Annotated in this window: 17 protein-coding genes; 11 read left to right on the top strand and 6 right to left on the bottom strand. The window is 66.9% G+C overall.

Features of this window, described 5'->3' with window-relative positions; genetic code table 11:
• Positions 1-14: 14 nt before the first annotated feature.
• On the bottom strand, positions 15-332 hold the full coding sequence (locus tag BZF57_RS02005) for a 2Fe-2S iron-sulfur cluster-binding protein (protein ID WP_086734068.1): 318 nt from the start codon (positions 330-332) through the stop codon (positions 15-17).
• 107 nt (positions 333-439) lie between these two features.
• Between BZF57_RS02005 and BZF57_RS02000 the strand changes: the two genes are divergently transcribed.
• The 3 genes from BZF57_RS02000 to BZF57_RS01990 all read left to right on the top strand — a co-directional run bounded on the left by BZF57_RS02000 (position 440) and on the right by BZF57_RS01990 (position 2,465).
• A complete protein-coding gene (locus BZF57_RS02000) occupies positions 440-1,057 on the top strand; it encodes a DNA-3-methyladenine glycosylase family protein (RefSeq protein WP_086734066.1) in 618 nt (205 codons plus the stop codon).
• Between the two features lie 92 nt (positions 1,058-1,149).
• Positions 1,150-1,506 carry a hypothetical protein gene (locus BZF57_RS01995; protein WP_143738309.1) on the top strand — a complete coding sequence of 119 codons (357 nt, stop codon included), beginning with the start codon at positions 1,150-1,152 and terminating at the stop codon, positions 1,504-1,506.
• 155 nt (positions 1,507-1,661) lie between these two features.
• Positions 1,662-2,465 carry an SDR family oxidoreductase gene (locus tag BZF57_RS01990; RefSeq protein WP_086734062.1) on the top strand — a complete coding sequence of 268 codons (804 nt, stop codon included), beginning with the start codon at positions 1,662-1,664 and terminating at the stop codon, positions 2,463-2,465.
• 258 nt (positions 2,466-2,723) lie between these two features.
• On the opposite strand, the gene BZF57_RS01985 is transcribed toward BZF57_RS01990, so the two are convergent.
• Both BZF57_RS01985 and BZF57_RS01980 read right to left on the bottom strand, forming a co-directional pair.
• Positions 2,724-3,854, bottom strand: coding sequence for a hypothetical protein (locus BZF57_RS01985; protein WP_086734060.1), 1,131 nt, complete (start codon positions 3,852-3,854; stop codon positions 2,724-2,726).
• Positions 3,854-4,153 (bottom strand): 4a-hydroxytetrahydrobiopterin dehydratase, encoded by a 300-nt coding sequence (locus tag BZF57_RS01980; protein ID WP_086734595.1) that lies wholly within the window; start codon positions 4,151-4,153, stop codon positions 3,854-3,856. Before BZF57_RS01980 ends, BZF57_RS01985 begins: the two co-directional genes overlap by 1 nt.
• Before the next feature lie 75 nt (positions 4,154-4,228).
• Here BZF57_RS01980 and ccmA point away from each other — a divergent pair, with 75 nt between their 5' ends.
• The 3 genes from ccmA to BZF57_RS01965 are packed head-to-tail and all read left to right on the top strand — an operon-like array spanning position 4,229 to position 6,149.
• Entirely contained in the window at positions 4,229-4,840 is a 612-nt protein-coding gene (gene ccmA / locus BZF57_RS01975) for a heme ABC exporter ATP-binding protein CcmA (protein WP_086734058.1), read from the top strand.
• On the top strand, positions 4,837-5,487 hold the full coding sequence (locus tag BZF57_RS01970) for a heme exporter protein CcmB (RefSeq protein WP_086734056.1): 651 nt from the start codon (positions 4,837-4,839) through the stop codon (positions 5,485-5,487). Before ccmA ends, BZF57_RS01970 begins: the two co-directional genes overlap by 4 nt.
• A 38-nt stretch (positions 5,488-5,525) precedes the next feature.
• Positions 5,526-6,149, top strand: coding sequence for a hypothetical protein (locus BZF57_RS01965; protein WP_086734054.1), 624 nt, complete (start codon positions 5,526-5,528; stop codon positions 6,147-6,149).
• 16 nt (positions 6,150-6,165) lie between these two features.
• Here the strand turns inward: BZF57_RS01965 and BZF57_RS01960 are convergent, their stop codons facing one another.
• From BZF57_RS01960 to BZF57_RS01950, 3 genes are all read right to left on the bottom strand, one after another.
• Positions 6,166-6,462, bottom strand: a complete 297-nt coding sequence (locus BZF57_RS01960; protein WP_086734052.1) for a hypothetical protein — start codon at positions 6,460-6,462, stop codon at positions 6,166-6,168.
• A gap of 167 nt (positions 6,463-6,629) precedes the next feature.
• Positions 6,630-7,457: a type I methionyl aminopeptidase gene (gene map, locus BZF57_RS01955; RefSeq protein WP_086734050.1), complete on the bottom strand. Its 828-nt coding sequence runs from the start codon at positions 7,455-7,457 to the stop codon at positions 6,630-6,632.
• Between the two features lie 32 nt (positions 7,458-7,489).
• On the bottom strand, positions 7,490-8,410 hold the full coding sequence (locus BZF57_RS01950; RefSeq protein WP_143738306.1) for a PdaC/SigV domain-containing protein: 921 nt from the start codon (positions 8,408-8,410) through the stop codon (positions 7,490-7,492).
• A gap of 68 nt (positions 8,411-8,478) precedes the next feature.
• On the opposite strand from BZF57_RS01950, the gene BZF57_RS01945 reads away from it, so the two are divergent.
• The 5 genes from BZF57_RS01945 (at position 8,479) to glnA (ending at position 13,298) form a co-directional block, all read left to right on the top strand.
• Positions 8,479-9,864 (top strand): leucyl aminopeptidase family protein, encoded by a 1,386-nt coding sequence (locus BZF57_RS01945; RefSeq protein ID WP_086734045.1) that lies wholly within the window; start codon positions 8,479-8,481, stop codon positions 9,862-9,864.
• 93 nt (positions 9,865-9,957) lie between these two features.
• Positions 9,958-10,320 carry a hypothetical protein gene (locus tag BZF57_RS01940; protein WP_086734043.1) on the top strand — a complete coding sequence of 121 codons (363 nt, stop codon included), beginning with the start codon at positions 9,958-9,960 and terminating at the stop codon, positions 10,318-10,320.
• 3 nt (positions 10,321-10,323) lie between these two features.
• Positions 10,324-11,253: an N-acetyl-gamma-glutamyl-phosphate reductase gene (gene argC / locus BZF57_RS01935; protein WP_086734041.1), complete on the top strand. Its 930-nt coding sequence runs from the start codon at positions 10,324-10,326 to the stop codon at positions 11,251-11,253.
• 231 nt (positions 11,254-11,484) lie between these two features.
• Positions 11,485-11,823 (top strand): P-II family nitrogen regulator, encoded by a 339-nt coding sequence (locus BZF57_RS01930; protein WP_066526030.1) that lies wholly within the window; start codon positions 11,485-11,487, stop codon positions 11,821-11,823.
• A gap of 65 nt (positions 11,824-11,888) precedes the next feature.
• Positions 11,889-13,298, top strand: coding sequence for a type I glutamate--ammonia ligase (gene glnA / locus BZF57_RS01925; protein ID WP_086734039.1), 1,410 nt, complete (start codon positions 11,889-11,891; stop codon positions 13,296-13,298).
• The last annotated feature ends 54 nt before the right edge of the window (positions 13,299-13,352 follow it).

The following is a 13,352-nucleotide window of genomic DNA, read 5'->3' as shown; positions in this document are numbered from 1 at the left end:
CCCGCCCTACCCGATCAATCTTCCGGAGCGATGGTGACGTGCAGCCCGTCGAGATCCGCAGTGAAGGGGATCTGGCACGACAGGCGGCTGGTCGGCGCGCGGTGATCGGAGGATTCCAGCAGATCGTCCTCGTCCTCGCTGATCTTGGGCAGCTTGTCGGCGAAGGCCGGATCGACCACCACGTGGCAGGTCGCACACGAGCAGCACCCGCCGCACAGCGCCAGCAGCTCGTCGAAGCCATTGTCGCGGATCGCTTCCATCACGGTGAGGCCGTCGGCGACCTCGATCTCGCTGGTGGCGCCTTCGCGGTTGGTGACGACCAGTCTGGGCATGGATAGGTGTTCCTTTTCGGCTATTGGGCGCAAGATCACGCGCTGTGAGAGGCTCGAGGGCGCTGCTATGATAGTCTGGCGACCAGTGCAAGTTAAGGAAAGTGCGAGTGGGCCTGTCAGCCGAAAAATTGCGTGAAGACCTCGATGCGGTGGCTGCGAGGGAGCCGCGACTGGCGGCGGAGCTGGCGCGGATCGGCTATCCCGAACCGCGCCTGCGCGACCGCGGTTTTGTGACCATGCTGCGCACCATCGTCGGCCAGCAGGTCTCGGTCGCGGCGGCGGCTTCGATGTGGCGCAAGCTCGAGGCGGAGCTGGGAGAGGGCTTCACCCCCGGCTGTCTGCTCAAGCGCGATTTCGACACCCTGCGCGCCTGCGGCCTCTCGCGCCAGAAGCAGGGCTATGCGCGCAGCTTGTGCGAGCTGGCGGAGGCTGGCGAGCTCGATTTCGAGAACCTCCCGGCAGACGACGAGGAAGCGATCGAACTCCTCACCCGCATCAAGGGCATCGGCCGCTGGTCGGCGGAGATCTACCTCCTCTTCGCCGAGGGCCGCCCCGACATCTGGCCCGCGGGCGACCTTGCTGTGCAGGAGGGGGTCAAGCGCCTGCTCGGCCTCGAAGAGCGCCCCGCGGAAAAGGCCACCCGCGCGCTGGCCGAGCCATGGTCGCCGCAGCGCGGGGCGATGGCGATCTTCACGTGGCATTTCTACGCCAATCCGGCGCTGTAAGTGGGCGTCCGCTTTTCGAATTTCCCGCCCGAAAGCGGACGGTCAGCTAGCGACCCCGTTGCGGACTTTCTCCAGGTCGATATTCTGCTTATATGGCAGGTGATGCTGACAGTTTAATTCGAGCGATAGACGAAGGTGGCATCAGTCCGATGACGCATATCGTTACTCGTAATCTTTACAGGCACATTTCGCTTTCGGATGACCTGCAGAAAAAGGTCGTTGCCGCGTTCGATGATTGCAGCCAGCCGCATGACATGGCTGCACTTGAGGCTGCTGTATGGGCCGAGATTGGCAAAACAAGCGTCGAAAACCAAGGCGGGTTGCGCCTCCTAATAGGCCTTACGCGACCAAACGAGATTATCGACTGGTATCTTGCTGAGTTTATGATCCTTTGGGCACGGCAAGAGGGAGTCACCGAGCAGCACATCATCGACTCTTTCCACGATTGAAAAACCGTCCGCATTCCACCCACTTCCGGCCCTAAGGTCGCAGTTTCACGCGCCCCGAAACCCGCCCCTGTGAACTCCCTCACGCTTACTGCTGACAAGCGTGTCAGTCCGCTCTAGACAGGTTGCAAATAGCAATCGGAGAGGGATCCCCCACAATGGCACAGCGCAGCATCTTCATCACCGGCGGCGGCTCAGGCATCGGGCGCGCGACGGCGCTGCACTTTGCCGCCAAGGGCTGGTTCGTCGGCATCGGCGACATCAGCGAGAGCGGGATGGCCGAAACCCTGTCGCTGATCTCCGGCAACGCCAAGTGGTCGGGCAAGCTCGACGTGCGCGACCGTGCGCGGTGGGACGAGGCGCTGGCCGAGTTCGCCGCAGCCGCCGGCGGGCGGATCGACGTGCTGGTCAACAATGCCGGGATCGGCACCGGCGGATCGCTGTCCGAGCTCGACCCGGACGAGATCGACCGCTGCCTCGACATCAACCTCAAGGGCGTGCTCTACGGCGCGCAGGCCGCCTATCCCTACCTCAAGGCCAGCGCGCCGGGCGCGGCGCTGGTCAACATCGCGAGCGCGGCGGGGATCGCGGGCTCCTCGGGCATGAGCGTCTATTGCGCCACCAAGTTCGGGGTGCGCGCGGTGACCGAGAGCCTCGATGCCGAATGGGCCGAGGACCGCATCACGGTCGCCTCGGTGTGCCCGAGCTTCATCGAGACCCCGCTCCTCAACGGCACCGGCAACCGCAAATCGAACGAGGCGATCCGCGAACGGGTGAAGGCGGCAGGGCTGGAGATCACCCCGGTCGAACACGTGGCGCAGGCGATCTGGGACGCGGTGCACGGCACCAAGCTCGACTACTTCGTGGGCGAGACCAGCAAGCGCATGGCCTTCGCCAAGCGCTGGATGCCCGGGCGGGTGCGGAAGCAACTGCGCAACAGCCTGCGGCCCCTGGGGCAATAGGTTTTCCGCATCGCCTCCGCGATGCGGTCCTCGCCAGACGCGCAGCAAGCTGCGCCCGCTGCGGGCGGGTGTAATTTTGGCCTACCGCTGCGCTGCTTGAGGCCATTCGCGCTTGCGGCGCTGCGCGCGGTCATTTGTCCGCACGCCATCCGGCGTGCGAAATCCTCGCTCACACGCGCTGAAGCGCGCGTCGCTGCGGGCGGGCATTTGCCCTTGCGGCGCTACGCGCCGAAATCAGCGCGTTTACGCTGGCGTAGTTCAGCGCAAACCCGTCATCACGGCCCGCCCCTCGGCCGAGAGGAAGGGCCGCGCGACCTTCCACGGCAGCGTCACCTCCTCGGTGCAGGCGGCGAACACGTGCGGGAAGATCGGGACGAAGACGGGCCCTTCCGCAGTGAGGCCGATCTCCCAGCCCCATTCGCTGCGCGCGGCTTCGAGGCATTCGGGATCGCGCGCGCCTTCGGGCCACCGAGCCATCACCGCCTCGGTAAGCGCGGCCGAGAGGCCCTTGATCGGCCGGAACTGGCCCGGCTGCGGTTCGAAATCGTAGAACACCAGCGCGCCCGGCCTGAACCACCTGGTCGTGTCGGCCTCGCCGCCGCTCTTCCGGTCATGGACTTCGAACGCGGTGATCTCGTTGGGATGCGCCCCGCCGCAATAGGAGCTGCCGCTGCGGCGCAGGGCCACCCAGCGCTGCGTGATCAGCATCGGCGTCAGCGCCTCGTCGATGTACCCGGGCACCCCCGCATTGGCGAGCATCGGCGCGGCGCACTGGCCCATCGCATGGGCGAGCGAGCCATCGGGCAGCACCGCGCCGAGCGCGGCATTGATCGCTTCGTCTTCGAGGCTCGCGGGCGCGATGGCAAAGGTGCGGAAGTTGTAATCCGACAGGCCTGAGCGCTGCGGCCCGGCATAGGCAAGCTCGGTATAGGCCATCCCGCCCAGCACCTTCGCAGTGCTGCTATAGGTACCGCCCGCCAGCAGGGGCTCGAGAAAATCGGCCTCCTCGCAGATCGAGCCATATTCGGGCGCCTTCACGGCGAGAGCGGTCAGGCGGACCGGCAGGACCGCATCGCCCTTGCGCCATTCGCCGGTCATGGTCTCCCCGGCGGGCGGCTGCAACGTCCAGACCGCGCCCGTGTCCTCCTCCGCCCCGCTCGCTTCGGTGAAGACCAGCGGCGTCGGCGCGTCACGCGCCTCGAGCCGCACGGTCTCGAGCGCGGCATCGCGGTAATAGACGTTGCGCCCGTCCTCCGCCGGATCGAAGCAGGCGGTGATCGCCGCATCACCGAGCGTGCCCTTCCAGATGCGCGCCTGCTGCGAGGGCTCCTGCGCGCCCGCCGGCGCGGCGACCAGCGCCAGCGCGGCGAGGAGAGCGCCCGCGTGCATCACACCAGCGCGTCGATGCTGGCGGCCATCTTCGCATCGCGCGCAGAGAGGCCGCCGCTGTCCCCCGCATCATGCGTGGTCAGCGTCACCTCGACACGGTTGTAGACGTTGAACCACTCGGGGTGGTGGTCCTGCGCCTCAGCCAGCAGGGCGACGCGGTTCATGAAGCCCCAGGCCTCGGAGAAATCCTTGAAGCGGAAGGTGCGCGCGATCGCCTTGCCCTCGCGCGCGGCCTCCCACTGCGGGTGGGCAGCGAGCAGCGCGGCGGCCTCTTCGGGGGTGAGTTCGGGCACGGACATATCGGACATCGGGGGGCAATTCCTTGAAGGGGGTCGCTTGTTTGCGGCCCGCCTTTTCCCTAACGCTGCGGCCCAATGCAAGCGCCCTCGCCCCTGCTGACCGCCGAAAACCTCGCCTGCCGGCGCGGGGAGCGGCTGCTGTTCCGCAGGCTGTCGTTCCGGCTGGAGGCGGGCGCGGCGTGCCATGTGACGGGGGCGAATGGTGCGGGCAAGACGACGCTGATCCGCGCGCTCGCGGGCCTCACTACGCCTTATGCGGGCGAGGTGCGGCGCGAGGGCGCGCTGGGCCTGCTCGACGAGCGCACCGGCCTCGATCCCGACCTGCCGCTCGGCCGCGCGCTGGCGTTCTGGGAACGTGTCGACGGCTGCACCAGCCCCGATGGCGCCATCACGATCCTAGGGCTCGGGCCGCTGCTCGAGGTGCCGGTGCGGTTCCTTTCGACCGGGCAGAAGAAGCGCGCTGCGCTGGCGGCTTTGCTCAATCGCGCGGTGCCGATCTGGCTGCTCGACGAGCCGCTGTCCGGGCTCGACACCGATACGATTGCCAAGGTCGTCGCTCTGATCCGGCTGCATATCGGCGGCGGCGGGATCGCGCTGATCGCTTCGCACCAGCCGCTCGATGTGCCGGGGATGACGAGCTTCGCCATCGAGGACTTCGCGCCGGCGCCGGAAGAGGATTACGCATGATCCTCGCCCTGCTCCGCCGCGATCTGGCGCAGTTCTTCCCCTTCACGGGGAGCGGGGCGGCGCTGCCCGTGGTGTTCTTCGTCGCGGTGGCGATGCTGTTCCCCTTCGCGGTCGGGCCGGACGCGAACCTGCTGGCCAAGACAGGCGGCGGCGTGGTGTGGATCGCGGCGCTGCTGGCGGCGATCCTGCCGCTGGAGAAGCTGGTCGCGCGCGATATCCAGCTCGGGTTCTTCGACCAGCTGCGCCTTCGGGGCGTGGCGGAAGAGGCGATGATGGCCGTCCGCCTCCTCGCCCACTGGCTCAGCTTCGGCCCGCCGCTGCTGCTGGCGACCTTCCCCGCCGCCGCGCTGCTCAAGATCGAGGGCGAGACCTTCTCCATCCTCCTCCTCGGTCTGCTGGCAGGCACGCCGGGGCTGGCGGCGATAGGCCTGATGATCGCCGCGCTCACCGCTTCGCTGAGGGCGGGCGCGGCGCTTTCTGGGCTGCTGCTCATCCCCCTCGCCCTCCCGATCCTGATTTTCGGCGCCGGTGCGCTCGCCCGTCAGGATCAAGTCAGCCTCGGCTTCGTTGGAGCCATAAGCCTCGCGCTGGTGGCACTCGCCCCGTTTGCCGCCGGAGCCGCGATCAGGGCTGCAAGGGAGCAGTAGTGAGAGCACCGGAGTCCCACGTTCGGGCGAATCTATTGATGGGCAATATCGCGCTGGGGCTCTTGGGCTTCACGCTCGCCGCCTTCGCGCTCAAGGCCTTCGCCCATCCGCAGGTGCAGGCGCGCTATACCCCGATCGTGGTGTTCCATGCGGGTAGCATGATCACCTGGCTGACGCTGCTCGCGAGCCAGAGCTTCCTCGCCGCGCGCTTCAAGCTCGCCGCCCACCGCGCGACGGGCCGCGCGTCAATCGCGCTGGTGGGCGCGATGCTGGTGAGCGGCGGGGTGATCTCGTGGCGCATCGGGCTGGAACTCGGCCGCCCCGAGGTGACGGTGGTGAACCTCGCGGCGTTTGCGACCTTCGTGCCGCTCTACTTCCTCGCGATCCACTACGCCCGCCGCCGCGACATCGCCGCGCACCGCCAGGCGATGCTGATCGCGACCCTCGCCTTGATGACCCCGGCCTATGCCCGCGTGGTGCAGGTCCTCGGCCTGCCCGATCCGGTCGCGATTGCGGTGCAGGTGCCGATCACGGTCGCGGTGTCGGCGGGGTACGACTGGGTGCTGCACGGACGCGTGACGCGGCCGGTTCTGGCGATGCTGGGGTTTTCCGTGGGGCTGGTGACGGTAATGAGCGCTGTGCTGGCGGTGCTGTTTTTGTAGAGGCGGACCTCTCCCGTCACCCCGGACTTGATCCGGGGTCCAGCTTCTTCAGGATCGCGTCGGCGTGCTTGCGGAGCGAAGGGACAAGCGGGGCGGAATGCTCCGCAATTCCGTCGATCATCCAGCTGTTCAGTTCGAGGCCTTTCACCAGCGACCATGCATGACCGACAAGGTAGTGGATGCGGTTATTGATGATGGCGCGCTGCTCTTCGCTCAAATCAGGATCGCGCGCCATGATTGTGTAGCCGTGGATGACGGCCAAGATGAACTCGACCAGCGTTTCGCGGGTTGCTTGCTCGATCAGGTCGCGCATCTGGAATGCCCCCAATCCAAAAGGAAGCTGGATCCCGGATCAAGTCCGGGATGACGAAAATGGCGAGACGGCCCGCAGGGCCGCAAGGGCGACTGCCCGCCCGCAGCGGGGGCAGCTTTGCTGCCCGTCTAGCGAGGATCGCGCGCCCGGAGGGGCGTGCGAAAAACCTAAACGTAAGGCGGGCAGTCCCGCCCCGTCGGGCTCTTGGTGAAAATCTCGTTCCCCGTCTCGGTGATCGCGATCGAGTGCTCGAACTGCGCGGAGAGCGATTTGTCGCGAGTCACCGCGGTCCAGCCGTCGCCGAGCACCTTGGCCCACGGCTTGCCGAGGTTGATCATCGGCTCGATGGTGAAGAACATCCCCGGGCGCAGCTCCGGCCCCGTGCCTGCGCGCGCGGCGTGGATCACTTCGGGGGCGTCGTGGAACAGCTTGCCGAGGCCGTGGCCGCAGAATTCGCGCACCACGCTGTAGCGGAACTGGCTCGCGTGCGCCTCGATCGCCGCGCCGATATCGCCCAGCCGCGCGCCGGGCTGCGCCGCGGCGATGCCGAGCATCAGGCATTCATAAGTCACCTCGACCAGCTTCTTCGCCTTCAGCGAAGGCTCGCCCGCGTAGAACATCCGGCTGGTGTCGCCGTGCCAGCCATCGACCAGCGGGGTGACGTCGATGTTGAGGATGTCGCCATCCTTCAGCACCTTGTCGCCCGGAATGCCGTGGCAGATCACGTGGTTGATCGAGATGCACGAGGAATGCGCATAGCCGCGGTAGCCGAGCGTCGCCGGCACCGCGCCCGCATCCAGCATCATGCCCCGCACGGCATCGTCGATGCTGCCGGTGGTGACGCCGGGCTTCACCAGTTCGACGCAGGCATCGAGGATTTCGGCGGCCAGGCGCCCGGCCTTCCGCATCCCCTCGAAGCCTTCCGGCGTGTGGAGCTTGATGGAGCCATCGCGGTAGACGGTCGTATCGCCGTCAACGAGTTGATAATCGTGCATCGCCCTCACATAGCGACTGCCGCCCCGAAAAGCTACTTCCCGAGCGCGAAGGCTGCCTTGTATTCGGGTTTGACGGCCGCAAGCACCGCAGGCGTGACCGGGATGGTCACCTCGTACTGCCCTTCGGCATAGGAACCGGCGACATAGGGATCGGCGATCAGGCCGATACGGTCGAAGGCGGTCTTGCCTTTCGAGCCGAGCAGCACGGTCAGATCCTCGATCGGGGGACAGGGGAAGGTGCCGTCATCCACCGGCGCATCACCGCCCATCTTGGCGCGGCGCGCCTCGGCCAGCGCCTTGCACCAGCGCGGCCCGAGCACGTCCTGCATCGCCTTGGCCGAGGTGAAGAAATCCTCCGGTTCGAGCGCCTTGCCGGCCTCGCGGTCCCACACCAGCCCGGCCGATCCGCTGTTGCCATGCGCGCCGCCGGTATAGGCGTAGAAGGCCTGCGAGAGCGAGAGGAAGCGCGGCAGGTTGGCGACCACGTCCCAGTTGGTCTGGGCCTCGCGGTTGATGCAGCCGAAGCAGTCGCTGTCGGCAAATTCCTTGAGCGAGCCCTGCCAGTCCGCCTTCTGTTCGGCGAGCTGCCGGTCGCGCTCGGCGGTGAAGCGCGCGGCGAGTGCGGGGATGGCGGACACCTCTTCGGGCCAGCTATAGGCGAACTCGCGCTTGGCCTCGCCGGCCTTGACGGTCTTCGCCTCGTTGTCGGTGAACTCGACCTTGGCGGGTGCGGGAGCAGGCGGTGCGGGCGGCGTCGGTGCGGCGGCGGTGTCGGGTGCGGCAGCGGCGGTCTTCCCGGCCGCATCCTCGGGCGCGGAGCAGGCGGCGAGCCAGACCAGCGCCAGCACCCCGCCAGCGCGCGCCAGACGGGCACCAGCGGCGTCCAGACCCCTGCCAGACCCCCTCCAGACCCCCTCTAGACCCCCCGCATTTGCGCGTTTCACATGAAACATGGCGTCCTCCTCATGGCCTCATCCGAATCCGGTGGTGACAATCGGGCCGGTCCGATTATGGAACGGGAATGACCGAAGCCAAAGCCCTGATCCGGCCCGACCGCGGCGAACCTGCCATTGCCATCCACCTCGTCAGCAAGGACGGCTTCGAAGCCTTCGCCAAGGGGCTGTCGGCCGGCCAGCGCGCAAGCCTTGCGGCGCAGAAATTCGAGGGCGGGGGATACCAGTTCGCGATCATTCCCGACGGAGATTCGTGGTTTGTTATCAGCGGGGTAGCCAATCCCGAGAGCCTCTCGGCCTGGTGCCTCGCCAAGCTCGCCGAGGAACTGCCCGAAGGGGTCTACCGCCTCGCGAATGGCGAGGCCGGGCCGGCGATGTTCGGCTGGATCACCGCCCAGCACCGCTTCACCCGATACAAGAGCGAGGACAAGGCTCAGGGGCCGAGGGTGCTGCTGACCGCGCAGGTCGGACAGATCGATGGCTATGTGGCTGAAGCGCAAGCAGAATTGCTGGTGCGCGACCTCGTCAATGCGCCCCCTGAGGACATGGGCCCCGCCGCGCTCGAGGCGGAATTCGAGAAGCTCGCCAAGGCCCACAAGGCCGAGCTCACCGTGGTGCGGGGCGATGCCCTCGAGCAGGACTACCCGATGGTTCACGCCGTCGGGCGCGCGGCGGCACGGCACCATGCCCCGCGGCTGATGCATCTCGTCTGGGGGGATCCTACACATCCGGTGCTCGCGGTGGTCGGCAAGGGTGTCTGCTTCGACAGCGGCGGTCTCGACATCAAGCCGCCCTCGGGCATGCGGCTGATGAAGAAGGACATGGGCGGCGCCGCGCACGCCATCGCGCTGGTGGGGCTGGTGATGGAGGCGCGGCTCAAGGTGCGGCTCCATGTGCTTGTTCCGGCAGTGGAAAATGCGATTGCGGGCAATGCCTTCCGGCCCGGCGATATCCTGCGCACCCGCAAGGGCCTCACGGTCGAGATCGACAATACCGACGCCGAGGGGCGCCTGATCCTCGGCGACGCGCTCACCCGCGCCTCGGAGGAAAGCCCTGATCTGATTGTCGATTTCGCCACGTTGACGGGCGCGGCACGGGTCGCGCTCGGCCCTGATCTCCCTGCCCTGATGGCGAGGCGGGACGAGACCGCCGAAGCCTTCCTCGCCGCCGGAAAGGCGCATGACGATCCGGCCTGGCGCCTGCCGCTCCACGATGCCTATCGCGAATACCTCGCCTCGGACGTCGCCGACATGGCGAACTCGGCCGCCAACCCCTTTGCCGGGGCGAGCGTTGCCGGGCTGTTCCTCGACCGCTTTGTCGGCGAGGGGCTGGACTGGGTGCACTTCGACACCTTCGCCTGGACCCCCGCGCCCAAGCCCGGCCGCGCGCGGGGCGGCAGGGGCCTCGGCCTGAGAGCAGCGTGGCACGCCATCCGCAGCCGTTACGGTGCCTGACCTTGCCCTCGGGGCCGCTTGCCGCTAACGGGCCTGCCACGCCGCGCCTGGGGAGAGGCAGCGGCGCTACCGGTAAGGGCTGACGGAACACGCATGAGCGGCACGGCGCGCGACACTACGGATTATGCAGTGCCCGAGGGCGTGCTGGGCCTGAAGGGCCCGGTCGAGCGCCCCGCGCCCGGCACGCTGCCGCTGCGCGGCGATCTGGCTCACATGGCGCTCGCCGGAACGCATCTCGCGGCGCATTATGTCATCCCCCATGCCCGCACTGTCGGCGACGCGGGCGCAGGCCTGCGCCTCACCCCCCGCGCCGATGCCGAGGTCTTCGCGACGCTCCCCGCCGGAAGCCGGTTCGAGCTGCTCGACGTGGCGGGCGAATGGGTATGGGGCTGCCCGGGTCCGCAAGGCCCCTCCGGCTGGTGCCGGGCGAGCGACCTCGCCCCCGCCGAAGCCTGAGCCGTGGCGATCCGGCTGTTCATCGACGGGGCCGCAGGCACCACGGGCCTCGAAATCCGCGAGCGTTTGGAAGGGCGTGACGAGTTCGACCTGATCGTCCTCGACGATGCCCAGCGCAAGGACGAAGCCGCCCGCCGCGATGCGCTCCACGCCGCCGACATCGCGATCCTGTGCCTGCCGGACGAGGCCGCCAAGGAAGCGGTGAAGCTGGCAGAGGGCTCCGATACCCGCATCATCGATGCCTCGAGCGCGCACCGTGTGGCGGAAGGCTGGACCTATGGCTTCCCCGAACTGATCGGGCACGAGCGGATCGCCGAAGCGCGGCTGGTGAGCAATCCGGGGTGCTACCCCACCGGCTTCCTCGCACTGGTCGCGCCGCTGGTGCGCGCCGGGCTGCTGCCGGCCGACTTCCCCTTCACCGTCAACGCGGTGAGCGGCTATTCGGGGGGCGGCAATGCGCTGATCGACCGTTTCGAGGCCGAGCCCGACATCGCTTTCCGGGCCTATGGTCTGGCTGGCGGACACAAGCATCTGCCCGAAATGCAGACCTATGCCGGCCTCACCCACGCGCCGGTATTTTCGCCCAGCGTCATTCCGGCCCATCGCGGCATGGTGGTCGATGTGCCGCTGCCGCTCGCCGCGCTTCCCGTCCAGCCGCAAGGCACCGCGCTCCACGCCGCGCTCGAGGCGTTCTATGCCGGCAGCGCCTTCGTTTCGGTCGCGCCGCTCGCCCCGATCCCGGCCGAGCTTTTGCTGCTGAAATCGACCGCGCCGTGGGACGGCCTCGCCCTGCATGTCTGCCCCTCTGCCGACGGCACGCAGGCCCGCCTGATCGCCCGCCTCGACAACCTCGGCAAGGGCGCTTCGGGGGCCGCGATCCAGAACCTCAATATCATGTGCGGCCTGCCGGAAACCACCGGCCTGCGCCTTTGAATCCGGCAACCCTGCTTAAAATTTAGGCATGCGGTGATCTGATGCTGTGCACCATTGCGCGGTGCACCATAATCTTGCTAACCGCCCCTCATCGGCGAAAGACATCCCTCCCCTTGAGTCTTCAAGCGGCAAGGATCGTACAAGGCCATCACCTTAGCGCTTGGCACGGTTCTTGTTAAGAATCGGTCAGCAATCGGCCAGGCGCGGATCGGCCAACCGGATGGGGACGACGTGAAAAAGATCGAAGCGATCATCAAACCCTTCAAGCTCGACGAGGTGAAGGAGGCGCTGCACGAAATCGGCGTGTCCGGCATCACCGTCACCGAAGCCAAGGGCTTCGGGCGGCAGAAGGGCCATACCGAGCTCTACCGCGGCGCCGAATATGTCGTCGACTTCCTGCCCAAGGTGAAGCTCGAAGTGGTCGTCGCCGACGACCAGGCCGAACGCGTGGTCGAAGCCATCGCCTCGGCCGCCCAGACCGGCCGCATCGGCGACGGCAAGATCTTCGTTACCGCCATCGAGAGCGCCCTGCGCATCCGCACCGGCGAAACCAACGACGACGCGATCTGATTTCCACCCTCTCCTGCCTGCCAACCGGGCGGGCCGGCCAGATATAACTTGGAGGCAACACCGAAATGTCGAAAGCAAAAGACGTCCTGAAGAAGATCAAGGACGAGGAAATCGAGTGGGTCGATCTGCGTTTCACCGATCCCAAGGGCAAGTGGCAGCACCTCACCATGGTCGCCGGTGTCATGGGCGAGGACGAGCTGGAAGACGGCCTGATGTTCGACGGCTCGTCGATCGCCGGCTGGAAGGCGATCAACGAATCCGACATGATCCTGAAGCCCGACCTGACCGAGACCTGGGTCGATCCCTTCAGCGCCACCCCGATGCTGATCATCAACTGCGACATCGTCGAGCCTTCGACCGGTGACTGGTACAGCCGCGACCCGCGCACCACCGCCAAGCGCGCCGAGGCTTACCTCAAGTCGACCGGTCTGGGCGACACCGTCTATGTCGGCCCCGAAGCCGAGTTCTTCATGTTCGACGACGTGCGCTTCGAGGACGGCTATGCCGGCTCGGGCTTCGCGATCGACGATATCGAACTGCCGGGCAACACCAGCAAGGAATATGAGAACGGCAACCTGGGCCACCGCCCGCGTGCCAAGGGCGGCTACTTCCCGGTCGCGCCGGTCGACAGCGCCGTCGACATTCGCGCCGAGATGGTCACCACCATGCTCGAAATGGGCCTGCCCTGCGACAAGCACCACCATGAAGTCGCAGCCGCCCAGCACGAACTCGGCCTGACCTTCGGTACGCTGGTGCAGACCGCCGACCGCATGCAGATCTACAAGTATGTCGTGCACCAGGTCGCCCACGCCTACGGCAAGACCGCGACCTTCATGCCCAAGCCGATCAAGGCCGATAACGGTTCGGGGATGCACACCCACATGTCGATCTGGAAGGACGGCAAGCCGCTGTTCGCTGGCAACGAATATGCCGGCCTGTCGGAAATGTGCCTCTACTACATCGGCGGCGTCATCAAGCACGCCAAGGCCCTGAACGCCTTCACCAACCCGACCACCAACAGCTACAAGCGTCTGGTGCCGGGCTTCGAGGCGCCGGTGCTGCTGGCCTATTCGGCCCGCAACCGCTCTGCCTCGTGCCGCATCCCCTATGGTGCGGGCGAGAAGGCCAAGCGCGTCGAGTTCCGTTTCCCCGATGCGCTCGCCAACCCCTACCTCGCCTATTCGGCGCTGCTGATGGCGGGTCTCGACGGGATCGAGAACAAGATCCACCCGGGCGAGGCGATGGACAAGAACCTCTACGATCTGCCGCCGGCCGAACTCGCCGAAGTGCCGACCGTGTGCGGTTCGCTTCGCGAGGCGCTCGACAGCCTGGCCGCCGACCACGAGTTCCTCCTGAAGGGCGACGTGTTCACCAAGGACCAGATCGAGGCCTACATGGAACTGAAGTGGGAAGAGGTGATCCGCACCGAAACCACGCCGTGCCCGGTCGAATACGACATGTACTATTCGATGTAATCGGCACCTGCCGGTTTGCACCCAAGGGGGCGGGAGGAGCGATCCTTCCGCCCC

The sequence above is a fragment of the Erythrobacter colymbi genome, from assembly GCF_002155685.1.
Lineage (GTDB): Bacteria > Pseudomonadota > Alphaproteobacteria > Sphingomonadales > Sphingomonadaceae > Erythrobacter > Erythrobacter colymbi.
The sequence above is the reverse complement of the archived record's forward strand: the minus strand, read 5'-3'. Positions and strand labels throughout refer to the sequence as shown.

Excerpts from the sequence above, each read along its gene's own strand:
- BZF57_RS02005 (WP_086734068.1), bottom strand. The coding sequence starts at position 332 with ATGCCCAGACTGGTCGTCACCAACCGCGAAGGCGCCACCAGCGAGATC.
- BZF57_RS01995 (WP_143738309.1), top strand. The coding sequence starts at position 1,150 with ATGGCAGGTGATGCTGACAGTTTAATTCGAGCGATAGACGAAGGTGGC.
- BZF57_RS01990 (WP_086734062.1), top strand. The coding sequence starts at position 1,662 with ATGGCACAGCGCAGCATCTTCATCACCGGCGGCGGCTCAGGCATCGGG.
- BZF57_RS01985 (WP_086734060.1), bottom strand. The coding sequence starts at position 3,854 with ATGCACGCGGGCGCTCTCCTCGCCGCGCTGGCGCTGGTCGCCGCGCCG.
- BZF57_RS01980 (WP_086734595.1), bottom strand. The coding sequence starts at position 4,153 with ATGTCCGTGCCCGAACTCACCCCCGAAGAGGCCGCCGCGCTGCTCGCT.
- ccmA (WP_086734058.1), top strand. The coding sequence starts at position 4,229 with ATGCAAGCGCCCTCGCCCCTGCTGACCGCCGAAAACCTCGCCTGCCGG.
- BZF57_RS01970 (WP_086734056.1), top strand. The coding sequence starts at position 4,837 with ATGATCCTCGCCCTGCTCCGCCGCGATCTGGCGCAGTTCTTCCCCTTC.
- BZF57_RS01965 (WP_086734054.1), top strand. The coding sequence starts at position 5,526 with ATGGGCAATATCGCGCTGGGGCTCTTGGGCTTCACGCTCGCCGCCTTC.
- BZF57_RS01960 (WP_086734052.1), bottom strand. The coding sequence starts at position 6,462 with ATGCGCGACCTGATCGAGCAAGCAACCCGCGAAACGCTGGTCGAGTTC.
- map (WP_086734050.1), bottom strand. The coding sequence starts at position 7,457 with ATGCACGATTATCAACTCGTTGACGGCGATACGACCGTCTACCGCGAT.
- BZF57_RS01950 (WP_143738306.1), bottom strand. The coding sequence starts at position 8,410 with ATGTTTCATGTGAAACGCGCAAATGCGGGGGGTCTAGAGGGGGTCTGG.
- BZF57_RS01945 (WP_086734045.1), top strand. The coding sequence starts at position 8,479 with ATGACCGAAGCCAAAGCCCTGATCCGGCCCGACCGCGGCGAACCTGCC.
- BZF57_RS01940 (WP_086734043.1), top strand. The coding sequence starts at position 9,958 with ATGAGCGGCACGGCGCGCGACACTACGGATTATGCAGTGCCCGAGGGC.
- glnA (WP_086734039.1), top strand. The coding sequence starts at position 11,889 with ATGTCGAAAGCAAAAGACGTCCTGAAGAAGATCAAGGACGAGGAAATC.